Source organism: Funiculus sociatus GB2-C1 (genome assembly GCF_039962115.1).
GTDB lineage: Bacteria > Cyanobacteriota > Cyanobacteriia > Cyanobacteriales > FACHB-T130 > Funiculus > Funiculus sociatus.
Map to the genome: position 1 here is coordinate 136,674 of NZ_JAMPKJ010000005.1, position 23,467 is coordinate 160,140.

A 23,467-nucleotide genomic window follows, 5' to 3' on the forward strand; every position below is an offset into this window, starting at 1 on the left:
GCTAATAGAGGAAACGATTTCTGCGCGATCGCATTCCGACTACTTTCGTTTTGCAGACGATGACGACCGGGTTTTTGGTACTGTTTTTCGGGAGTTTACAGTCTTTTCTCCAATTTCCCCATACACTTTTGACCACCAGTTACCCTCTTTAGTCCACCAAAAAGCGACTTCTTTACAGCTACCTTTCCTATTATCAGCATTAGAACACCTCAGCATTGTTTTAGCTTCTCCGGTTTTCTTGTCGGAATAACCAAACTTTTCCAAAAAAGAAGTACAAACCGGGCAAGAATAACTTGTCAAGTTTTCTGAATCAGAGCTTTTTGCCGAACGTTCTGAGTAAGGTAATTCGTACTTTTTAGTGCCTTCATTCATAAACATCACTGCACCACATCCACCAGCACGTTCATCACATTTTAGGAAGTGACCTGCTTTCACTTTCTCAGATTTGGAAGTAACTTTGGTCAAAAATCTACTGCACTTGGGACAAACGATTTCCGTGACTTGAGGAAAATCGCTTTTTGGTAAAGAGCGAGATTTTTGTGGAGCGCGTTTTGTGCTGCTGGAAGAACGAGAAACGGGGGAATTATTATTTTCAACTTGAGCTGGATAAAAATTCTTGCTGGAGATTTGCTTAATAGCTCCCGTTGCAGCAGGTGTTACGAACTGCTTTGCTTTAGATATTGCTGGTGCAAAATAGTCCTGGTTCCAGTTAATTACGTACTTTTCCCAGTCAAGTTTGCCGGATGCGATCGCATCCAATTCTCGCTCCATTTTGGCGGTAAAATCTGACTTAATTAAATCCGGTAACGCCCGTCCCATAAACTCATCAACTTCCAGTCCCAAAGGTGTAGGTACCAAATTTCCCTTTTGGACAATTACATATTCCCGCTCTTTCAGAGTTGCTACAGTCGGAGCATAGGTGGAAGGTCTGCCAATTCCCAACTTTTCCATTAATGAAATTAATTTTGCTTCTGAATATCTCGGTGGCGGTTGAGTTTCTTTTTTATCAGCCCCAGCCTTTTTCAAGGTTAATGACTGACCTTGTTTGAGGGTAGGTAATACCACGTCTCCTGCAATATCTTTCCAGTAACGCAGATATCCTTCACTCTGCAAAACTTGTCCTGATGCAACCCAGGTGATATTTCCTGACTGAGTAAGTATGCGGGTTTTTAAAAGTTTAGCCGCTTGACACAAAGCAGCTAAGGCACGCCGCCAAATTAAGTCGTATAATGCCGCTTCTTCGGCTCCCACTTGATTTTTAATTACTTCTGGCGTGCGGGTAATCTCTGTTGGTCGGATTGCTTCGTGAGCCTCTTGAGAGCTACTAGAACTCTTATGTTTTACACTCTTGTCTGAAAGGTTTTCTGCGTCGTTTTCGGCTAAATACTTCCGCACTGAAGCACAAAATTCTGCTGATAAAGCTGTGCTATCTGTACGCATATAGGTAATAAACCCGCCTTCGTATAATTTCTGTGCCAGGTGCATTGTTTTCTGCGGGTTTAACTTTAGCCGCGTTGATGCTGCTTGCTGTAGGGAGCTAGTTGTAAATGCTGCGGGTGGGTTTTTAACTGCTTGCTTACTAATTACACTCAGTACGCTATGAGGATGAGTTTTAGCTGCTTGCACTAGAGTATCGGCTTGAGATTGCGATCGCACTCTCGCTCCCGTTTCTTTTTCATTGCTTGGTAATTCCGAATCATCTGTTGTATCTAACCGCTCTGATTCTTGCGTGTCTTGAGTATTAACTTGTCCGGCGTAAAAAGCTCGAAATCCTTCGGCGTAATCTACCCATACGCTCCAATAGTCTTCTGGAACGAAGGCTTTTATCGCTCTTTCGCGATCGCAAACCAGGTGTAATGCAGCACTTTGAACTCGACCTACTGATTTGGCTCCATTGTTGAGCGACCAAATCAGCTTTGAGCCGCGAAATCCTACCAGTTTGTCTAATACTGCTCTCCCCAAGGCTGCATTGATCAGATTTTGGTCAAGGGAACTGGGGGATTTAATTGCTTTTTTGATGGCTGTTTCGGTTATTTCGCTGGTTCTAACCCGCTTGGGGTTTTTGACTTTTAATTCTCGCGCTAGGTGGTAAGCTATACATTCGCCTTCTCTATCTGGGTCTGTTGCAAATATTACTTCTGTTGCTGCTGAAGAAGCTTTTTTTAGTTCCCCTAACACTTTTTTAGCGCGATCGCTGCGAGGAACGAATCGGCAAATTACCCGGTTGTCGGTCATGTCAAACCCTAGTGCATCTTCACCATCTTTGGCTAATTCGACGACATGACCTATACTTGCCATGACTTTAAAGCCACTACCAAGATATTTTTGCCATTTTTCTTTTTTACCCGGCGATTCGATTAAAACAAGCTTCATTGTCGCTCCAAGTTCTTTTCTGCTAAAGAAAGCTATATGCGGCTTAAAAAGAGATTTAAGAAAAGCAATTGTTTGTTAAATAAGCATTATTCAGCTTATTTTCCCAGATTTCACCAGGCAAGTTGGGTCTGCGGCGATTTGTTTTGAGCTGTGCGATCGCCTTACCTTTAATTCAATCATCAGTCGCTTCTCTTGTTAGGAGAGGATTTGCCAGAGGTGGGGAGTTGGGGGATATGTTGCGATTTGTTATTTATGAACGAAACGGCATTCAAATAAATCTATAATAATCTTTATAAAAGAAAATATTTCGTATAAATATCCGATAATCCGCCTCAAGATGGATGGCATAAAATTAATAATATATAGGAATAAACTATTTTAATCAAAAATGGAAGAAGCAAAACCACCATTTATATCTTCAAGCTACGCAAATCACTCTTAGAGCCAGCGACTAGGGAGTACCCATAGGCGATCGCTTCTACTTAGTGGTTGAATCTGTAGGTCTGTAGGAATTGTGTAATTTCTATGAGGACTTCAACAGAAGCGTTAGTCCATTGAAACAAAAGGGAACACTTTAATAAGACTTATCGAGTAGCTAATAGCTTAATATTTCTCATGCTTTTTCACTGCGTCACAGAAATCAGCGATGACTTAGCAAGCGATCGCTCTAAAGGTGGTTGCTCCCTTTGCTCTTGTCAAAGTAGGAATAATAAAATGAACAATATACTACCAAAAAATGAAGCGGCGAGGCTGGAAGCGATTCGCCAATATCAGATTCTCGACACCGATCCGGACGCAGCTTTTGACGATCTTACTCAAATAACCGCGCAGATTTGTGGAACCCCAATAGCGTTGATAAATCTTTTCGATGAGAACCGTCAGTGGTTCAAGTCGAAGGTGGGTTTAGATATCTCCCAAGTGCTGCGAGATATCGATTTATCTCCCGCTTGTATCAACAAGAGCGACGTTCTGATTATTCCTGATACTTTGGCTGATGAACAGTTTGCCACACACCCCGTGGTGAATTCCTCTCCCCATATCCGGTTTTACGCTGGTGCACCTTTAATTACACCAGAGGGGCAGACGAGCGGGGTACTATGTGTCGTTGACACTGTACCAAGGCAGCTGAGTTCGCAACAAGTAGAGGCACTTAAAGCGCTAAGCCGTCAGGTAGTTAGCCAACTAGAATTAAGGCGTAATTTAGCTGAAGAAAAACGCCATATCGCCCGCGCCAAGGCGCTTGAGGCGAAGCTAAGCACTAGAGAAAAAGATCTTTTTGACTTCTTAGAAAATGGAGTCGTTGGGTTGCATTGGGTGGGAGCAAATGGAGAAATTCTCTGGGTAAACCAGGCGGAATTGGATCTTCTTGGCTACTCTTGGGAAGAGTATGTTGGTCAGAATATCGCCAAGTTCTATGCAGACAAAGAGGTAATAGAAGATATTCTCCAACGGTTAAAAGCAAAAGAAACACTGCATGACTATGAGGCGCGTCTGCTGTGCAAAGATGGCTCGATTAAGCATGTACTAATTGATTCAAACGTGTTGTGGGAAAATGATAAATTTATCCACACAAGGTGCTTTACTCGCGACATCACCGAACGCAAAGTTACTGAGGAAGCGCTTAAGGCAGCTGCTGACGAAAATCTGCGACTGGCGCGTGCTGTGGCTTTTGTCTCAGATGGAATTGTGATTACAGATCCGAACCAACCGGACAACCCAATTATTTACGCTAATCCTGCTTTTACGCGGATGACTGGGTATCAGCCAGAAGAGACGTTAGGGCGTAACTGTCGGTTTTTGCAAGGAGATGGGACAGATAAAGAAGCGATCGCGCTGATTAGAAACGCCATCGCTCAACGCCGAGAAGTTAAAACCACCATCCTCAACTATCGCAAAGATGGTAAGCCATTCTGGAATGAAGTAAAAATCTCTCCCGTATTCTCAGACAAAGGTGATTTACTTTACTTTGTCGGTATTCAGACAGATATTACCGATCGCATTGCTGCTGAACAAGAACGCATCCAACTTTTAAACAGACAACAAGAGGCACGCGCCGAAGCTGAAGCCGAACGCAACCGCACGAAAAACATTCTTGAAAGTATCACTGGTGCCTTCTATACCTTAGACAAAGAATGGCGATTTACTTATTTTAATCGTCAAGCCGAACAAATTTTACATAAAGCAGCAGCCGAAGTCCTCGGTTGCAATATATGGGATAAATTTCCCGAATCTGTTGGCTCAGTTTTCTTCCATCAATATCACAAAGTAATAGCGGAACAAGTAGCTGTTGAATTTGAGGAATTTTACCCATTGTTAAATACCTGGGTTGAAGTCCATGCCTATCCCTCTAAAGAAGGTTTATCGGTTTATTTTAATGACATCACCCAGAGGAAGCGGGTTGAAAAAGCACTCAAAGAAAGTGAAGAACGTTGGCAATTAGCTTTGCGCGGCAATAATGATGGCATTTGGGACTGGAATGTAAAAACTAATGAAGTTTTCCTCTCAGCACGATGGAAGGAAATGCTGGGTTATGAAGAAAGTGAAATTGCCAACCATTTAGATGAATGGAGGGAAAGAGTCCATCCAGATGATATTGCATTTATGACACAATTAATAGAAGATCACTTTGCTAAAAAAACACCGTTTTATATCAGCGAACATCGATTACTGTGCAAAGATGGAACCTACAAATGGGTTCTAGATCGGGGACAAGCTCTTTGGGATGAAGAGGGAAATCCTGCGCGAATGGCCGGCTCCCATACAGACATTACCGAACGCAAGCAGTCAGAACAGAAAATCCGCCAACAAGCTGCTTTACTCGATGTAGTAACAGACGCGATTCTAGTTCAAGATTTGGACAATAAAATCTTGTTCTGGAACAAAGGCGCTGAGGCAGTGTATGGCTGGAAGGCAGAAGAAGCGATCGGAAAAAATGCCGATTATCTATTTTACAAATATCCTTCAAATCAGCTCCTAGAAGCCCAAAATATTGCGCTAGAGAAGGGTGAGTGGCAAGGAGAATTGCATAAAGTTACCAAAAACGGTAAGGAAGTTATTGTCGCTAGCCGCTGGACACTTGTCCGCGATGAAGAAGAGAAAACAAAATCAATCCTCACTGTTGACACTGACATTACTCAAAAGAAAAAACTTGAAAACCAGTTTCTTCGCGCTCAGCGAATGGAGAGTATCGGTACTCTTGCCGGCGGTATTGCTCATGATTTGAACAACGTACTAACGCCAATTCTGGCATCAATTCAAATCTTAGAAATGGTGCTTCCCGATGAGCGTAGTCAGCGGATATTGACGCTACTAGAAACAAATGCTAAGCGTGGTGCTGAGCTAATTAAGCAAGTTCTGTCTTTTGCGCGAGGAGTTGAAGGTGAGCGGATGATGTTGCAAGTAGGGCATCTGATTTATGAAATAGAGAAAATTGCCAAGCAAACCTTTCCTAAATCAATCGAAATTTCCACTGATGTATCGATGATAGACCTGTGGCCTGTTTCTGGAGATGCCACACAACTACATCAAGTTTTAATGAATCTCTGTGTTAATGCTCGCGATGCGATGCCAAATGGCGGTAGTTTGAGTATTACTGCTGAAAATCTATTCATTGATGAAAACTATGCTCGGATGAATATAGATGCCCAAGTTGGTGCTTATATTGTGATAACTGTCGTGGATAGTGGTATGGGCATTCCTGGTGAAATATTAGATAGAATCTTTGAACCATTTTTCACAACCAAGGAACTTGGAAAAGGCACTGGTCTGGGTCTTTCAACAGTTGTTGGTATCATTAAGGGGCATGGCGGCTTTATTAATGTGTATAGCGAAGTAGGAAAAGGAACGCAATTTAAGGTGTATTTACCAGCAATAGAGACAACTGAAACAGATCAAGAAAACGAAGAGCGTCACGAACTACCTACAGGAAACGGAGAATTGATTCTAGTTGTTGATGATGAAGAGTCAATTTGTGAAGTGACAAAAACATCCCTAGAGAGTTACGGCTATCGGGTGTTAACTGCAAGTGATGGTATTGAAGCGATCGCGATGTACGCACAACACCGATTGGAAATTAGCGCTGTGTTGATTGACATGATGATGCCATCTATGGATGGCCCGACAACCATCCGCGCCTTGCAAAAAATTAACCCGCTTCTCAAGATTATTGCTGTCAGCGGGCTGGTGTCAAATCATAAACTGGCTGCAAGCATAGGTAGCAACATAAAAACATTTTTGTCTAAACCCTTCACAGCAGAAGAGTTATTAAAAGCCTTGCACGAAATTCTCAATTAGCCGCAAGAGCAGCGGTAGCGATCGGGCTCTTTCCCCTTCCTAGCAGCAGCTGCGGCACCGCAGCTGCTGTAGCAGGTTATGGTAAAATTTCTTAATGATTTTGCCTAATATATTTATAATTAGCTATCGTAATTATACAATAATGCCAACCACCATAACCCACCTTAGCTTTGGAAAACCTCTCTTAATATACCCGTCGTCACCTATCCTGGGAAATTTATGCGAGGTCTTCACTCTTATAGCTTCCTCAGAATGTTAAGAGTGACAGAGACAATTGCTCAAACTGAAGCAGAATATATTGATATTGCGGTAAAGTTGGGTTTAGACCCAGTTTGGCGGCGCGATGTTGCAGAAACAATCAAGGCTCGCCATGACTATCTTTATGACGACAAAACTTGTGTAGCAGGTCTTGAAGATTTTTATAAACAGGTTGTTCAAAAAGGACTTTCGCAGACGTAGAGACACCCATGATAACCCAAGATAAACAACAGAAAAGCTGGAAACAAATTATCAAACAATTTGAAGTAGCCGTCGGCAAAAACGGTGTTATTCAACGCCGCGAAGAGTTGATTACCTACGAGTGCGATGGTTTAGCCAGCTATAAACAAAAACCCGCCCTCGTCGTGCTACCGCGAACTACAGAAGAAGTGGCGGCGGTGGTGAAAATATGCGATCGCTTTTCTCTGCCTTGGGTAGCACGCGGCGCAGGAACCGGACTTTCCGGTGGAGCATTACCTGTAGAGGATTGCGTGCTAATTGTAACCGCCCTTATGCGGAAAATACTAAACATCGATTTGGACAATCAGCGAGTCGTCGTGCAGCCAGGAGTCATCAACAACTGGGTGACACAAGCCGTCAGCGGTGCCGGATTTTACTATGCTCCTGACCCCTCCAGCCAAATTATCTGCTCCATTGGCGGTAACGTGGCGGAAAACTCCGGGGGTGTCCATTGCCTCAAGTACGGCGTTACCACCAACCACGTCTTGGGCTTAAAACTGGTGCTACCCGATGGCTCCATTGTAGATGTAGGGGGACAAATTCCGGAAATGCCTGGTTATGACATTACCGGGTTATTTGTTGGTTCTGAGGGAACGCTAGGAATTGCCACAGAAATTACTCTAAGAATTCTAAAAACACCCGAATCAATTTGCGTACTCTTAGCAGATTTCACCAGTGTTGAAGACGCTGGTGCAGCAGTGTCTGATATTATCAGCGCTGGAATTATTCCTGGTGGTATGGAAATCATGGATAACCTCAGCATCAACGCTGTAGAAGACGTTGTAGCAACAGGTTGTTATCCTAGAGATGCAGCAGCAATACTGTTAGTAGAAATAGACGGGTTAGAAGTAGAAGTTGCAGCCAATAAACACCGCATTGCTGAAATTTGTACCAAAAATGGGGCGCGTAACATTACCACAGCTAACGAGCCAGAAAAACGCCTAAAATTATGGAAAGGACGTAAAGCAGCCTTCGCAGCAGCAGGCAAGCTCAGCCCGGATTATTACGTGCAAGATGGCGTAATACCCCGCACTCAGATGCGATTTGTGTTGCAAGAAATTGAAGCATTGAGTCAAAAATACGGCTATCGTATCGCTAATGTGTTTCATGCTGGGGACGGAAATCTTCATCCGCTGATTCTTTACGATAATTCCCTGCCAGGAGCGTTAGAAAAAGTGGAAGAATTAGGCGGAGAAATTCTCAAACTTTGCGTACAAGTGGGGGGTAGCCTTTCTGGAGAACACGGCATCGGTGCCGATAAAAAGTGCTATATGCCGCAAATGTTTACCGAAACAGATTTAGAAACGATGCAATTTGTGCGTGAAGTTTTTAATCCTAAAGGTTTAGCAAATCCAGGTAAAATATTCCCCACGCCGCGTACTTGTGGCGAAGCTGCATACGCTCACTCTCAAAAGCAGTTTGAGTCAGTTGAACTATTTTAATTCATTGGCAAAGAGCAAATGATTAGCTAAAGAATTTGGGGAAATATGCGATCACGCTACGATCTAGATCCATCTAGATGCTTTATGCAATCTAGATGGGAGTCTTTACTACAACCGTTTCAGGTTAAACAAGAGGTTGGTCAGAAAGTTTTGCTTGATTTATTCCAGGCTTACTCTAGTGCTGGTACATATTATCATACTCTGGAGCATATAGAACAAGTTTTAGCAACAATTAACAATCTGCGATCGCTATCCCAAAACTATGCAGCTATTGAATTTGCAGTTTGGTTTCACGATGCAATTTATAACCCTAAAGCTAACGATAATGAAGAAAAAAGTGCAGAATATGCAGTAACCATTTTAAACGCACTAAATATTCCCTCATCAACCATAGAGGCGGTATATTCCTTGATCATAAAAACAAAATATCACCAAGATATAGATAGTATTGACAGCAAAATTTTTCTGGATGCGGATCTATCTATATTAGGAGCATCGCCTTCTAAGTACAAAATATATGCTCAATTAATTAGAAAAGAATATTTATGGCTCTCGCCTGAAAAATATCGAACGGGTAGGAAACAAGTATTGCAGAGCTTTTTAGAGCGAGAAAGAATATATTTTACTGAAAAAATGTTTCTCGCTTTAGAACAAAAAGCTAGGCAAAATATTAAAGAAGAAATAGGATTGTTATGAAAATGTTATGGAAAGCGGTAAGAGCGATCGCTTAATCCGGGGAAGTTATCCTATCAAGGATGCTTCTGCTATTCAGAAAAATAAATGTGTGGAAAATTTCCTGAATAATGAAAGACAATTACCAGAATCCTATTCCTCATGTTCTAAAAGCCAATAGCTTTTTATAGCGTTGACACAATATCATTTGCGTCCATCAATACCGAGTTTTGTAATGGCAGAGTGACGGTAAAAGTCGTGCCTACCCCAATTTCACTGGTAACGGCAATATTGCCTCCTTGTAAATCTACGCACCTTTTGACAATCGCTAATCCTAGCCCAGTACCGGGAATATTTCTGACATTACTAGCTCGTTGGAATGATTCAAAAAGTTGCTGTTGATCTTCTGGCGAAATGCCAATACCTTCGTCTTGAATTTGGAAAATAGCCTGTTCATTCTGACACAGCAACTTAAAACGAACAGTGCTGCCTTCAGGGGAATACTTAATCGCATTTGTAAGCAAATTAGTCAGGATGTGCCGCAGCAGGTTTTCGTCTAGGCAAACGCTTATACATTGACTTTGATTGACACAGGCTTCATTAGTGTGTTTTTCAAAGGTGATTATGTGTTTGCAACTTGTACTTAATTTGATTTCTTCTATTAAATTGCGGGTAAATTTTTCCAGATCGAGAGGTACTGGTTTGACTTCTAATCTTCTTTGATCGGAGCGACCGATTATCAAAACATTATCTAATAGCGCGGTCATAGTTTTGACATTCTTTTTGATTCGCTCAAAAAATTCGCGTTTCTTATCTACAGACCATTTGTCGCTATAATTTTCTAGGATTTGAGTTGCAGCTAGAATGGTGTTTAGTGGATTGCGAATCTCGTGGGATACCATTGCTACGAAACGGGATTTAAGTTCATTCAGCTCTCGTTCTTTTTCCAAAGTTTCGAGCATATCTTCTTCAGCGTGTTTGCGAATAGTTATGTCTCTTGAATTGACAACAATCCCCCTTAAAGTGGTTTCAGTATTTGAAAAGGTACTTTTAGATTCCAGGTAATGCCAACTTCCATCTTGGTGACGAAAACGATATTCGGAGATTTGCGTTTCGCCGGGACTAGTTAAACTTGCCTTAAAAGTAGCGATCGCTTCTGTTAAATCATCAGGATGAATATAATCAAAAACATTTGTTCCTTCCAGCTCTTCTCTAGACAAACCTAAAACCATTTGACTTGAAGGACTGGCATAAGTGATGGTTCCATCCGCCTCTAAAACTTTAATTACATCTGAAGAATTTTGCACCAACGCCCGGAATTTGGCTTCACTTTGAGCCAATGCTGCCTCTACTTGCTGACGGTGGACAATTTCGCTTTGCAGTTCCTGATTCGCGGCTTTGAGATTCAGTGAATACTGACGACTTCGCAACAAAATTTCTACCCGCGCCTGCAATTCCACCTTTTCAATAGGTTTAGTAATCAAATCATCAATGGTTTGCCACAAATGTCGCGTTACCATCCTCACATCAGCACCTGAAGTAATTAGGAGAAATGGGAGAAAGACAGGCTGCTGAAGCTCTCGTATTCGTTGCACCGATTCCCAGAATTGATCAAGCGATCGCCCACATACAATACATAAATCGAAAGATGGCGCTAGTAGAAAATCCGGCTCTTGCTTTGCGACTTCTAAATCTGGTGAAATTACCTCGTAGCGCATCACCAGCCACTCCGACAGCAGGCGGCGGTTCTGTTTGTTTTCTACAAGCAGCAAAATCCGATCCATGATCATTCTCCCAACAGACTTTTAATAAATATAAAAAATTCTTTGATTGCGAGTGGTTTTACCTAGCATACTCCCCCCGCTGTGGGCAATGCACTGTTGCCCAATAACAGCGCTTTGCTTAGGCGAGATTATCAAAGGATATTTGCCGATTCCACTGGTAGCGCCAATAGTCTGCTATCCTTCCTTAACCAAAAGTTGAGCCAACAGTTCTGTGTTGCGATGGTTGCGTTCGTTACATCAACAGTTTTTCCTCATTCAATTTCCTGCTTACCGATAAACTCCGGCGCACCGCTCAAGATTCCGCGCAGATTTGTCAGTGGCTTACCCACCTTGATGCCATAACGAGTAATCTCGATTTCGCGCATCGTCTTTTCAAAGTCAGACATCCGTTTCTTCAGCACCCCGATTGCCTTACGCAGCTCACCTTGAACCTCTATGTAGCGGAGGAAAATGATATTGTCTGCCATGTAGCTGATGCCAACATCCGTCGCCCGGAAGTCTCCGGTAATTGTTTCCAGTTCGTTGACTAAAATCACCGTTACGCCCATATTTTGTAAATACTTGCACAGAGCGTGCAGGTGGCTAATCAAATCTTCTCCCCGCAGGGAAAGCCGATAGCCAGCAACACTGTCAATCATTACAATCCGAGCTTTTTTCTGCTCTACCTCCTGACGCACCATGTTGGCGAACTCGTCAGGGCTGAAGTACAGGGGTTCCACAGGAATGACTGAAAGGGTACCGCGATCGCTCATGGCATTAACCGGAATATTGATCGATTCACAGCGATGCAGCAAAATTTCCTCTGGTTCCTCGAAGCAGTAGACGACAGAACGTTCACCTCTTCCCGCCGCTTCTTTCATGAACTGTAAACCAATGGTGGTTTTGCCGACACCAGTGGAGCCAGTAAAAATGGTGACAGTACCCCGCTCTATCCCGCCGTGCAGCAGTTCGTCCAGTTCCGGTACGCCGGAGGGAATGCTTTGAACGGCAAATTCCCGTTTGTAAACTTCCGGCTGTAGACGGGGGGAGACCCCCATCCCTTTATTGGTTAGCCGCATCGAGTGCAAACCACTGTGGAAGTTAGAACCGCGAAACTTGGTGATGTTAAGGGTACGTCCCTCGGCATCGTGGTTGAGGTTAATTACCCCATCGCTCATAAATTGTAAGTCGTCGTCGGGTGCTGTCTCGCTGCCTTCGGAGGTGAAAATTACCGTTGCACCTTGTTCTAAAAGAAAGCGGATAAATGAAAGCACTTGCTTGCGGAACTGGAAGGCATCGGCTGACAAGTAGCGGAACTGGGTGATCGCATCCAGAACCACTCGCTTTGGTTTGAGGGTTTCTACAGATTCAATAATTTTTTGCGTGGTTGGTTCTCGTTCTACTTCAGCTGGCGAGAAGATGTCGTAGGTCTGAATTTCTGTGAAGAATTCAGAAGTGGGGCTGAGGTCGAGGAAGGTCATCCCTTCCATGTCAAAGCCAAGGCGATCGCCATTAGTGCCGATTTGCTCGGCGGATTCGCCCAGTGTGATGTAAAGAGTTTTTTCGCCATTGACTATGCCCGCCGCCAGAAAGTGCAGTCCGAGCGTGGTCTTGCCGCTTCCGGGGCCGCCTCGCACTAGATAGGAGCAAGCTGGGACAAGACCGCCATGCAGAACCTCGTCTAAACCTGAAATGCCTGTGGATAGCCGATCTTGCAGCATTGATCTGTTTCTCTGGGGTTAGAATACTAATTTATTATTAGAAGCGATCACGCCGTTTTTGTATATAAAATTCACACTAGGCTGCAAGTAGAACAATCACTCTGTCTTGATTTGTTAGTATGCGCCCTTAAACGTGCGCGATCGCTGCATGATTGCCTTTTTCATAATGGCAGCGTCACGATAAACGTGCTACCTACTCCGACTTCACTGTGAAAAGTAACTTTCCCCCCATGTAAGTCTACACACTGTTTGACAATTGACAATCCTAATCCTGTACCAGAGATATTCCTGACATTGCTACCCCGATGGAAGGAATCGAATAATTGTGCTTTGTCAGCTTCCGGAATACCAATGCCTTCATCTTTAATCCGGAAAATTGCTTCTGTTTGTCCGCAGATTAAGTCAAAATAAACCTTGCCGCCTTGGGGTGAATACTTCATGGCGTTCGAGACCAAATTGTTCAGAATGTACCGCAGCAGTTTTTCATCTAAACAGGTGGTAGTACAGTCGTCTTCACAGAGGAAATCGTTAGCAAACAGTGTCTGAAAGACAATCGCATACTTATGAACAGCAGTGAGTTCCATTTCTTCCACCAGCTCCCGACAAAATTGTTCTAGATCCATTGGCGCTGGGTTAAACTCTAGTTTCCCGGCTTCTGCTTTGCCGATCAGCAGCACGCCATCCAATAACTGAGTCATCTGATTGGTGGCTACTTCAATTCGATTAATATACATGCGTTTTTTCTCCTCAGTTGCAACTTGGCTGAACCTTTCGAGCAATTTGGCAGACATGAGGATGGTGGTTAGCGGGGTACGGAACTCATGGGATGCTGTGGTGATAAAGCGAGATTTCAGGTCGCCGAGTTGTCTTTCTTTTAAGAGTGCATAACGAATTTCTTGTTCAGCGGTTTTGCGCTGAGTGATATCTTTGGCAATACCCACAATACGGTAAATTTCTCCAGCTTGGTTGCGAATCGGAAAACCACGATCCCAGATCCAGCGGATTGAGCCATCAGAACGCACCAGCCGATACTCGATGTTGTATTCTGTGTGAGAGTGTATTGCCGAAGATGCGATCGCATTTTCCCTGTCTTCCGGATGAATTTTGTCTAACCAAGATTTAGGGTTCGCATACAAACTCTCGCAGCTACGTTCCCATATCTCCTCGTAGGCGGGACTAACATAGATAGTTTCGCTCATATCGGGGTTGCTCATCCAAAAGACTTCTTGGATATTTTCCGCCATCTGACGGAACCGTTCGTCGCTTTCCCGCAAAGCTTCTTCCGTGCGTTTATGTTCTGCGATCGCGATCGCTAATTGTTGGTTCGTGTGCAACAACTCTCCTGTGCGCTCAGTGACTCGTTTTTCGAGGGTTTCGTTGGCGATACAGATTTCGCGAAATTTCTCCTTGAGCGCGATCGCCATCAACTTGAAATTTCGCGAAAGCAAGTCTATCTCTATCACTGAACTAAACGACCAATTAATTTTTTCTTGTTCTAATAATTTATCCGGTAAATTGCTAGTAACATAAGCTAAATTAAGGAGCGGACTGACTAATCGCCGGCTGATTTTAACTGCCAATAGCAGTGTTAAACCGGAAATTAGTATCATGATAGCAAGGTCTTTAATATAAAAATTTTGCAGATAACTGACATGTGGTGCGGCGGGTAACTCCACAACTAAAGTCCAGGGTATCTTGCCGCTAATTATAGTTCCCTGCACGTAGAAAGATTTATACCAGCGCGTCAAAAGAGGCATATTACCCTTAACTGGTAGCCACTGATAAATAGTATCAGTTTTTAACTGGAGCTCCCCCCTTTTGCTGAGCTCAAAAACTTGCATTGGCAACCGATCTGACTTAGTGCTGGCAACGATATTCCCTTGCTTATCAAGCAGCGTAATTTGAATATCTTTATGAGCAGCATGCAATTGAAGTAGTTGGCTGATGTGGCTCAAATTTAGAGAACCATAAGTGAAGCCTTCAGCTACATCGCCTATCACCACTGGTACGCTCAACTCAAGATGGGGAATCAGCAAAATCGGATTGATATGTACATTAATCTTTGAGGGTTGCAAAGTAGCCTTCGTTTTTTGCAAAAGTGATTGATTAAGGACACCTACACCTATCTTTGAATTTTGAGATTGATTAGCTGTTGGGTAAGAGGCAATGATAGTTTTAGAGCTATTAACCACATACAAATTATCGAAAGCCGGAAACATCCGCTTCATAAGTATTGTGCTTTGCTGTAGCATATCTGATGGTTCCATATCAGACTCAACAGCAATCTTTCCTAGTTCACTAAGCCCATTCAGATATTGGTCTTGCCAATGTTGAATATCAGAAGCTATGTGTGCCGAAGTGGATTGGAGTTCGACTTGAATATTATTATCAATATCGCTGTAGACGCGCTGTCCGTCCAAGACCATGAGCATCAGCGCTGGGAAAAATACAAATGCAACTAACAAGTTAAATAAAGTTTGTTGGAGAGATATTTTATTGTTGACAGTTGGACGACCTACCCATTTATGAATTGGTAAATAAGCGATGATCAAACTGGCAACTAAGGCGTTAAAAACACCATTAACATAACTTTTAAGCACAATTAACAGTGTTTGAGTGGCATTTACGTGCATGATACCGAAATTAGTCAGCCACAAATAGGGCATACCAATCAGCAGCCAATAAATACCATCCAGCAGCACTATATTGTATTGCTTGCGGTGCCACAGCCAACCCACAAACATAGCTTCAAGAATCAAACTAATTGCAGCGTAGGGATTATGCCAGAGTAAAATTGTGTAACTGCTAGAAATAATGGCTGCCAGCGTTCCCCATATGGTGCCAAAAAAGCGCACCGCGAGCAAAACGGCAATGCTACCGAACACACAATCTACCCCAAAAAAGAGCGGAAGGCTGAAATAATTGCCTGCATATGCTGCTGCAATCAAAATAAAAAAAGCAATAATCGCTCTTTGCTTATGGTGAGATAGGGACATAAGTAATTAAAGTTTGTGAAGCTTTATGGAAGTTTAAATATATTTTTAAAACTGCCGACGTACTTTTGTTAGGTTAGGCTATGGCAGGGGCTTGCAACATTAGTAAATACACTGAGGATGAAATGAAATAGCGCTACGCACCTACGCTGATAGCGATCGCTTCGCCTCGGACTCCGTCCTACGCTTCCTCAAAAAGCCCTTAAGAGTCAAGCCAGAAGGCACCTGTTGTGTTAGAACACCCGCATTATATGAAGGTGGATGAAGCACCGACCCGCCTGGGTAGACTATTTCGTTTTATACTTGCAGCATTTGATTTCCCCAAACTCGCTACAGGCTAGGATTTCGCAATCAAAAATCCAAAATCAAAAATGGTAATACCCCTAAATCCATTACAGTAAAAAAGATAAGTAAAAACCGATCCTTAAGCTTATAGGGAAACTTGGAATGCACCTGAGTGAAATAACCCATCCTAACCAGTTGCACGGTCTATCAATTCGTCAACTCCAGCAAATTGCGCGTCAAATCCGGGAAAAGCATCTCCAAACTGTAGCCACCAGCGGTGGACATTTGGGGCCAGGATTGGGTGTCGTGGAACTTACATTAGGGCTGTATCAAACTCTCGACTTAGACCGAGATAAAGTAGTCTGGGATGTCGGACACCAAGCCTATCCGCACAAAATAATTACCGGGCGGTACGACAACTTCCACACCCTGCGGCAAAAAGACGGTATTGCTGGTTATCTCAAGCGATGTGAAAGTAAATTCGATCACTTCGGTGCAGGTCACGCTTCGACCAGTATCTCAGCTGCCTTGGGCATGGCTGTAGCGCGAGACCTGAAAGGCGATAACTTCAAAGTGGTTGCCGTGATTGGCGATGGCGCACTTACTGGCGGTATGGCATTAGAAGCGATTAACCATGCCGGACATTTGCCGAAAACTAATTTGCTGGTAGTGCTGAATGATAACGAGATGTCAATTTCGCCCAATGTGGGCGCAATTCCCCGCTATCTCAACAAAATGCGCCTCAGCCCGCCGATGCAATTCCTCACAGACAACTTAGAGGAACAATTCAAACATATTCCCTTTGTCGGCGAATCCCTCTCCCCAGAACTGGAAAGGGTGAAAGAAGGAATGAAGCGGCTGGCAGTTCCCAAAGTAGGGGCGGTGTTTGAAGAACTCGGCTTTACCTACATGGGGCCAGTGGATGGTCATAACCTGGAGGAACTGATTGCCACCTTCAAGCAGGCACACAAAATGCCAGGGCCAGTGCTGGTTCATGTGGCAACCGTGAAAGGTAAAGGGTACGAAATAGCCGAGAAAGACCAAGTAGGCTACCACGCCCAAAGCCCTTTTAACCTTGCCACTGGCAAAGCCATCCCTTCCAGCAAACCAAAACCTCCCGCCTACTCCAAAGTTTTTACCCACACGCTGGTGAAACTTGCTGAGAACAACCCGAAAATTGTTGGCATTACAGCGGCAATGGCAACAGGAACAGGTTTAGACAAACTCGCCAGCAAACTGCCCCAGCAATACATCGATGTTGGCATTGCGGAACAACACGCCGTCACCTTAGCGGCAGGAATGGCTTGCGAAGGGATGCGCCCTGTTGCTGCGATTTACTCAACCTTCCTGCAACGCGGCTACGACCAGATTGTTCACGATGTCTGCATTCAAAACCTGCCTGTCTTCTTCTGCCTTGACCGGGCGGGAATTGTGGGCGCTGATGGCCCCACCCACCAGGGGATGTATGACATCGCCTATCTGCGCTGCCTTCCCAACATAGTGTTGATGGCACCCAAAGATGAGGCAGAGTTGCAGCAAATGGTGGTGACGGGAGTGAATTATACCGATGGCCCGATTGCGATGCGGTATCCTCGCGGCAACGGCTACGGCGTTCCCTTGATGGAAGAAGGCTGGGAAGCTTTGCCCATCGGTAAGGGAGAAATTTTGCGGCAAGGGGATGATGTGCTGATGGTAGGCTATGGTTCAATGGTTTACCCAACCATGCAGGTAGCTCAAATTCTGAGCGAACATGGGATAGAAGCCACTGTGATCAATGCCCGCTTTGCTAAGCCTCTTGATACTGAGTTAATTTTGCCCCTTGCCAAGCAAATTGGTCGGGTTGTGACGCTAGAAGAAGGCTGCTTGATGGGCGGCTTTGGGAGCGCGATCGCGGAGTCTCTCCTAGATAATAATGTCGTAGTGCCTGTGATGCGAATTGGCGTACCCGATGTCTTAGTAGACCACGCCACGCCAGATCAGTCTATGGCAGAATTGGGATTGACACCGCCGCAAATTGCCGAAAGAGTCCGAAAATCTTTTAGCCCTCAACTGTCAGCAGTTGGCGGTTAAGAAGGTTTTTTAACGCAAAGGGAAGCGCAGAGCAATGCAAAGGTTCTTAGCGTTACTCTGCCATTACCTCAGTGACCCTTTGCGTTAAATCTTTGATTTTGCATCCCACACTAACTACCCAACTGATATGTCTATCACCAACCAAGTTTATCCGGTTATTTGGAACCAAGACCGCGTTTTATTAATCGACCAAAATCGCCTTCCCAACGAGTACACATTTGTGGAAATTACCTGCTCTGAGGATATGGGGCAGGCGATTAAAACTATGATTGTGCGAGGCGCACCTGCAATTGGTGTTGCTGCTGCTTATGGAATGTATTTGGGAGCAACGGAAATTCAAACCGAAAACCGGGATGAGTTTTTGACTAAGTTAGAGCAAATTGCTCAGATGTTGCGTCAAACTCGTCCAACTGCGGTTAATTTATTTTGGGCGATCGCGCGAATGATGAGAACCGCCTACGAGTCCATAGGAACCGTAGCAGAAATCAAAGCCATTTTACTAAAAACTGCTCAGACGATTAATTCCGAAGACTTGCAAACCTGTCAGGCAATTGGCGACAACGGTTTAAAAGTTTTACCCTCCAACCCTGATAAACTAACTATTCTTACTCATTGCAACGCCGGAGCATTGGCAACCGCAGGTTATGGCACGGCATTGGGCGTGGTGCGTTCTGCATGGCGCGAGGGGCGTTTGATGCGAGTCTTTGCCGATGAAACCCGCCCTCGTTTACAGGGTGCCAAACTTACAGCCTGGGAATGCGTCCAAGAAGGCATCCCCGTCACTGTCATTACTGATAGTATGGCGGCTCATTGTATGAAACAAGGTTTAATTCATGCTGTCGTCGTCGGTGCTGACAGAATTGCCGCTAATGGTGATGCGGCTAATAAAATTGGCACCTACAGTTTGGCATTGGTGGCTAAAGCTCACAACGTTCCTTTCTTTGTAGCAGCACCTCTTTCAACGATTGATTTTGAGTTATCTTCTGGCGAGGAAATCCCTATTGAGGAGCGCGATCCGGCTGAGATTTATAAAGTTGGGGATACCATTCTCACTCCCGCAGGCGTAGAGTTTTATAATCCTGCTTTTGATGTCACTCCTGCTGAATTAATTTCAGCAATTATTACAGAACATGGTGCAGTTGCCCCTGCTGAGTTAAAACATTTTCGGGAAAAGCAATTGGTTTAGAGCTGTATGTTAGGTTTCGCTTAACCCAACCAAGGGATTAAATGGTTGGGTTTTAGTTACTTTAACCTCATATCTTGCACCAGGCGGTTGCAACGGCAGCTACACAAACGAAATCTGACGAGATCAGGTTACAAAACCGTTGATTTTCAGTTAGGCAATACAGGTGGGCTGGGAATGTAATAGCTCTAATAATTCTATTTTGAGAGCTTGGTGCAAGATGTGATTTAACCCTACCTAAATTTACTTTTAACAATTACACTTCTGCTAAAAATTTATTAATTTGACTTTGCATTTTTTCTTGTAATAGTTGTGCTTGTCGATAAGCAACTGTTCTCTCTTCTCTTACAGAAGTTTCTGGCTCTGGAGTATCTTCTATTGACCAAGTTTTATACATAGGTTGAACATAATAACGCAACTTGGTTCTCATCGCCCAAACGCCCATTGAGGGGAAGAGAATGAAGGCAAACATTAAAAAAGAAATAGGCAAGAAAGGTAGATAGAAAACTCTGGCTAACTTTTTAAGATTAACAGCCCAAGGATGTAAAGATTCATTACCAATACAAACAACTGGCAGAACTGGAATTTGGTAGCGATCGCTTAATCTAATAAAACTGGGATGAAACGTTTCTAGCTGATAGCGCTTTCGCCAACCTTTCCCAGGCCCGCGCAAACCCTCCGGCGCATAAAGTAAAATTGTTTTCTGGGCAATTGCCGCTTCAAAATCATCAGCTTGAGCTTTTACACCACCCAGAACGTTTGACCATCCGGGAGGTAGCCACCAAATCACCCAAGGATGCTCAAATAAGGATATACCCGCAAGCGATCGCATACTCCATCCCCGTGTCTGACTCAAGAGCGTACCTAATACTAAGATGTCCCAAGGGAAGGACATCCCAGCATGGTTCATCGCTACAATTAATGGGCCTGTCTGAGGCAAATTCTCTAGTTCTTGTAGCTCTCCTTGAAAATAGTATTTCACAATAGGAGCGAGAACTTCATCTCGAAAAGCTTGCTGATAATTGGGGTCGAACTGCCCTTTTGAAAAGCGCGGAGAACGGCAACCAAGACGTACCCAACGAATCAGCAACGCTAGATAAAATCCCCCAGGAATCAAAAATAATCCATACTCCAACCAATTCCAACCATCAGGATCTACATGATAGTGTTGCCAGTGACGGTTGAATAAAATCAGCCAGCCTGGAGGATACCACAGACAAAACCAATCGAACCAATTCCATCGATAATCTTGAGAACACTTAGCCATGCCATCCTCAATCTTGACCTTTTCAACATACACCAGCGAGTCACGCTCTTAACAAGCATACGTCTGTTGAGACGATTAGCTATTCAACCAATCTCTGTTTTCTACATTTTGGCAAAACTAACCTGATTCCAGACAGTAAATCGACAAAAAGTTGAAAATATTTTACACAACAAGTAATTTTAAGAATAAACAAATTTAGACTATAGATAGGCTTAGAGTAAATGTACACTTGGCAGGAATTTTTTACTATGTCTATAGAAGCTTGACAAGGGAAGCTGTCTCTAGCACCTTCGCTTTAGCAAATGGCTGACAAAATATTTTTAAAAGCTCAACTGGAAGTAAAGCTGTGCTAGAACCATGTTAGCGATAAGTTTTGTGGATACGGATACCAAACCAAATTTCCAGCAACCAACACATTCGGCTTATCGGCAAATAGCCATTCCAAATTCTGTTAGACAATTCTGAATTTCTTTCCTTGGGAGGATGTTTTTCTATAAAAAAGTAAATTTAATTTACAAATTATATTAAGCGATCACTACTTTACCTGCTCAATATTATTTCCAAATATAACAAAATAATAATTCTTCCGGAAGCACAAGCAACCATAAAGTAGAGCGCATTTTACAACATCATTATTTTGTACCCTTAAATTTAGTACAAGGATAAAAACATGACAACAACCCCCAAACTCATCACCCTCAACTGCTCTGGCGGTATATCATTAGGCGCTTATATGGCAGGAGTTTTTTATGAGCTGACGAAAGAAGCAGTAAAGCCTGAACCTAAAGTCATCATTGATATTATCACAGGCTCCTCAGCGGGGGCAATGTCGGGCGCGATCGCTGCCTACTGTCTACTAAATGGAAACGTAGCGCCACCATCTAAATACATAAACTTGGAAAAAATTACCGATGAAGCGCATAAAAGCCCGTTATATCAAGCCTGGGTTGAACAAGCTGATATTGAACAAATAGACAGCTTTGCTGTGATGCTATCTAGTTTCAAAGATGGATACAAAGCTACTATAGAAAGTTTCGTAGATAGCTTTGAATCTACTTTGGAAAAATACAAAGTTAGCTCTAGCCCAATTCGGAGAGCTATTTTTAAATTATTCAAAAAAAATAAATACTCAGAATCTACTCCCCAACAAAAACGCAATAGAACAAACTTAAGCGTTTTGTCTGGAGAAGCAATAAAGAAAATTGCCCAACTTGTGATAGAGCCGCCGCAAATAACAGACAATACAAAGCCCTTAGCATTGTTGATGACGCTGACAAACTTACAGGGACTTCTGGAGAAAGTAACTCTTGCAGACTCGCAGGGTTTGGTTGAGCAAGAAATAGAAGCGATCGCTAGTTCTGAAACTCGTCAATTTCTTTTTCATTCTAAACTCGACCAAGAAAAGATGAATAAGATGTGGGAGAAAGCCGTTATAGGTGGTAGAGCTTCAGGTGCTTTTCCTATCGCTTTCCCTCCGATTTGGGATCATTCAGATATTACTAGCCACAATCTGAAAAATCTCAGCGATGATTACTTTGCAACTCTTAATCCTAAAATTCTGAAAAAAGAAGGATTAGGAGCTATACCAAGAACCGAAAACAGCGATACAGACTTAATGTTTTTGTACACTGACGGCGGCATTTTAGATGGTTTACCAATTTTGAAGGGAATTGACCTTGAACATGATTTACGTTTAAGAAAGATACATAATAACGGTAACTCGCGTCAACAGTTCCGTCAGGAATTTACGGCACAACAATCCTCAAGCAATACAGAAAGGTTGCACGTTTATATTCGTCCAATTCCTGTGGAGAACTTAAAAAGTGACGAAAGACTAACACAAGGATACTTCCCAATGCTGGAAGTTGGCATAAAGGGGTTAACATTGCCAAAAGCAGAACACGACTCAATGCGACTCAAAGAAATTCAAAAACGGAATGAGTTAGTGCAAGCAAAGCAGGAATTGCTAGAAAAGCTCCAATATCAGGGTGTTGAGAATATAACCCAGATCAAGGAAAAGCTGGAGGAATCGATACCTTATCGACACGTTAATCTTCGCCCGATTACTCCAGCAATTATTGGCAAAATTGCTGAACCAGAAAAGCATCCAAATCTGAGCCGACTGAAACCAATCTATGCAAATCTACCAAACAATATTCAAGTTTCGCTTCAGGAAGGAAGCGCAGCGGCATTATTAGCTTCAGATTTTCTGGGTGCTTTCGGGGGATTTTTCGATAAACGCTATCGCGATCATGATTTTATACTAGGTCGAATCTGCGGTATTACCTGGCTGCACGAACACTGTAATGTAGAAATTTCCGAAGCAGAAATTGAGGAGTTGGTCAGGGATGCCCAGAAGTATCTTCTTGATAAAGATCCTCAACCCGCAGATTTGAAGTTTAGTCAAAAGATTAGAATTGCCAGGATGGGTTTACGCGCTCTGCGAATTGTGGTAACAGAGTCAAAAATTATTGGTTTGGCTTGGCTTTTCGTTTTGGGAGTTGTGAAACTTTCAGCGATTTTATTACTGGCAATTCTGGAGATTTTGGCAACTTTATTTATCGGTTTAACCGATATGGTTGAGAGAATGCACAAGATGATGTTTGGGAATGGAAGCTGAGAAATCTGTTGTCGGCCAAAGCAAGGGCGGGGAAGATGCCCACCCTACAATAGATAAGGCTTATGGCGTTGCTGAAAGGATAATGTTATTTATAGACTAAAATAATTGACCTGTCTCACCCTTGTCTAAGATGAAATGCCCAAAGTGTAACGCAACTGAGGTATCTAAGAACGCTCACCGTAAAGGTAGGCAGTGCTACAAATGCAAGCACTGTGGTCGCCAGTTCCTCGACCATTACCGACCTTGGCAGTATTCCAACGATGTCAAGCAACTGTGTCTGAAAATGT

Annotated in this window: 13 protein-coding genes; 8 read left to right on the forward strand and 5 right to left on the reverse strand. The window is 43.3% G+C overall.

What is annotated here, in order from left to right; translation table 11 throughout:
• Positions 1 to 39: 39 nt before the first annotated feature.
• On the reverse strand, positions 40 to 2,373 hold the full coding sequence (gene topA, locus NDI42_RS04405; protein ID WP_190452888.1) for a type I DNA topoisomerase: 2,334 nt from the start codon (positions 2,371 to 2,373) through the stop codon (positions 40 to 42).
• A 714-nt stretch (positions 2,374 to 3,087) separates the two neighbouring features.
• Here topA and NDI42_RS04410 point away from each other — a divergent pair.
• The 4 genes from NDI42_RS04410 (at position 3,088) to NDI42_RS04425 (ending at position 9,302) form a co-directional block, all read left to right on the forward strand.
• The gene (locus tag NDI42_RS04410) at positions 3,088 to 6,666 is read left to right on the forward strand and encodes a PAS domain S-box protein (protein ID WP_199311057.1); all 3,579 of its coding nucleotides are present in this window, start codon (positions 3,088 to 3,090) and stop codon (positions 6,664 to 6,666) included.
• A gap of 261 nt (positions 6,667 to 6,927) precedes the next feature.
• A complete protein-coding gene (locus NDI42_RS04415; protein WP_242017555.1) occupies positions 6,928 to 7,125 on the forward strand; it encodes a hypothetical protein in 198 nt (65 codons plus the stop codon).
• Between the two features lie 8 nt (positions 7,126 to 7,133).
• Positions 7,134 to 8,606, forward strand: a complete 1,473-nt coding sequence (gene glcD, locus NDI42_RS04420) for a glycolate oxidase subunit GlcD (RefSeq protein WP_190452892.1) — start codon at positions 7,134 to 7,136, stop codon at positions 8,604 to 8,606.
• A gap of 84 nt (positions 8,607 to 8,690) precedes the next feature.
• Positions 8,691 to 9,302, forward strand: a complete 612-nt coding sequence (locus NDI42_RS04425) for an HD domain-containing protein (RefSeq protein WP_190452894.1) — start codon at positions 8,691 to 8,693, stop codon at positions 9,300 to 9,302.
• Positions 9,303 to 9,463: 161 nt separating this feature from the next.
• Here NDI42_RS04425 and NDI42_RS04430 read toward each other — a convergent pair whose 3' ends face one another.
• The 3 genes from NDI42_RS04430 to NDI42_RS04440 all read right to left on the reverse strand — a co-directional run bounded on the left by NDI42_RS04430 (position 9,464) and on the right by NDI42_RS04440 (position 15,758).
• A complete protein-coding gene (locus NDI42_RS04430; protein ID WP_190452897.1) occupies positions 9,464 to 11,062 on the reverse strand; it encodes a sensor histidine kinase in 1,599 nt (532 codons plus the stop codon).
• A 251-nt stretch (positions 11,063 to 11,313) separates the two neighbouring features.
• Positions 11,314 to 12,762 carry an ATPase domain-containing protein gene (locus NDI42_RS04435; RefSeq protein WP_190452899.1) on the reverse strand — a complete coding sequence of 483 codons (1,449 nt, stop codon included), beginning with the start codon at positions 12,760 to 12,762 and terminating at the stop codon, positions 11,314 to 11,316.
• A 161-nt stretch (positions 12,763 to 12,923) separates the two neighbouring features.
• Positions 12,924 to 15,758, reverse strand: a complete 2,835-nt coding sequence (locus NDI42_RS04440) for an ATP-binding protein (RefSeq protein WP_190452901.1) — start codon at positions 15,756 to 15,758, stop codon at positions 12,924 to 12,926.
• Positions 15,759 to 16,202: 444 nt separating this feature from the next.
• On the opposite strand from NDI42_RS04440, the gene dxs reads away from it, so the two are divergent.
• On the forward strand, positions 16,203 to 18,110 hold the full coding sequence (gene dxs, locus NDI42_RS04445; protein WP_190435852.1) for a 1-deoxy-D-xylulose-5-phosphate synthase: 1,908 nt from the start codon (positions 16,203 to 16,205) through the stop codon (positions 18,108 to 18,110).
• Positions 18,111 to 18,237: 127 nt separating this feature from the next.
• Entirely contained in the window at positions 18,238 to 19,296 is a 1,059-nt protein-coding gene (mtnA, locus tag NDI42_RS04450; RefSeq protein ID WP_190452904.1) for an S-methyl-5-thioribose-1-phosphate isomerase, read from the forward strand.
• A 253-nt stretch (positions 19,297 to 19,549) separates the two neighbouring features.
• On the opposite strand, the gene NDI42_RS04455 is transcribed toward mtnA, so the two are convergent.
• The gene (locus tag NDI42_RS04455; RefSeq protein ID WP_190452950.1) at positions 19,550 to 20,560 is read right to left on the reverse strand and encodes a 1-acyl-sn-glycerol-3-phosphate acyltransferase; all 1,011 of its coding nucleotides are present in this window, start codon (positions 20,558 to 20,560) and stop codon (positions 19,550 to 19,552) included.
• Between the two features lie 670 nt (positions 20,561 to 21,230).
• On the opposite strand from NDI42_RS04455, the gene NDI42_RS04460 reads away from it, so the two are divergent.
• Together NDI42_RS04460 and NDI42_RS28880 are read left to right on the forward strand one after the other, a co-directional pair.
• Positions 21,231 to 23,180 carry a patatin-like phospholipase family protein gene (locus NDI42_RS04460; RefSeq protein ID WP_190452906.1) on the forward strand — a complete coding sequence of 650 codons (1,950 nt, stop codon included), beginning with the start codon at positions 21,231 to 21,233 and terminating at the stop codon, positions 23,178 to 23,180.
• Between the two features lie 130 nt (positions 23,181 to 23,310).
• The coding region (locus NDI42_RS28880; RefSeq protein WP_431191428.1) for an IS1/IS1595 family N-terminal zinc-binding domain-containing protein at positions 23,311 to 23,467 on the forward strand (157 nt) is incomplete at its 3' end.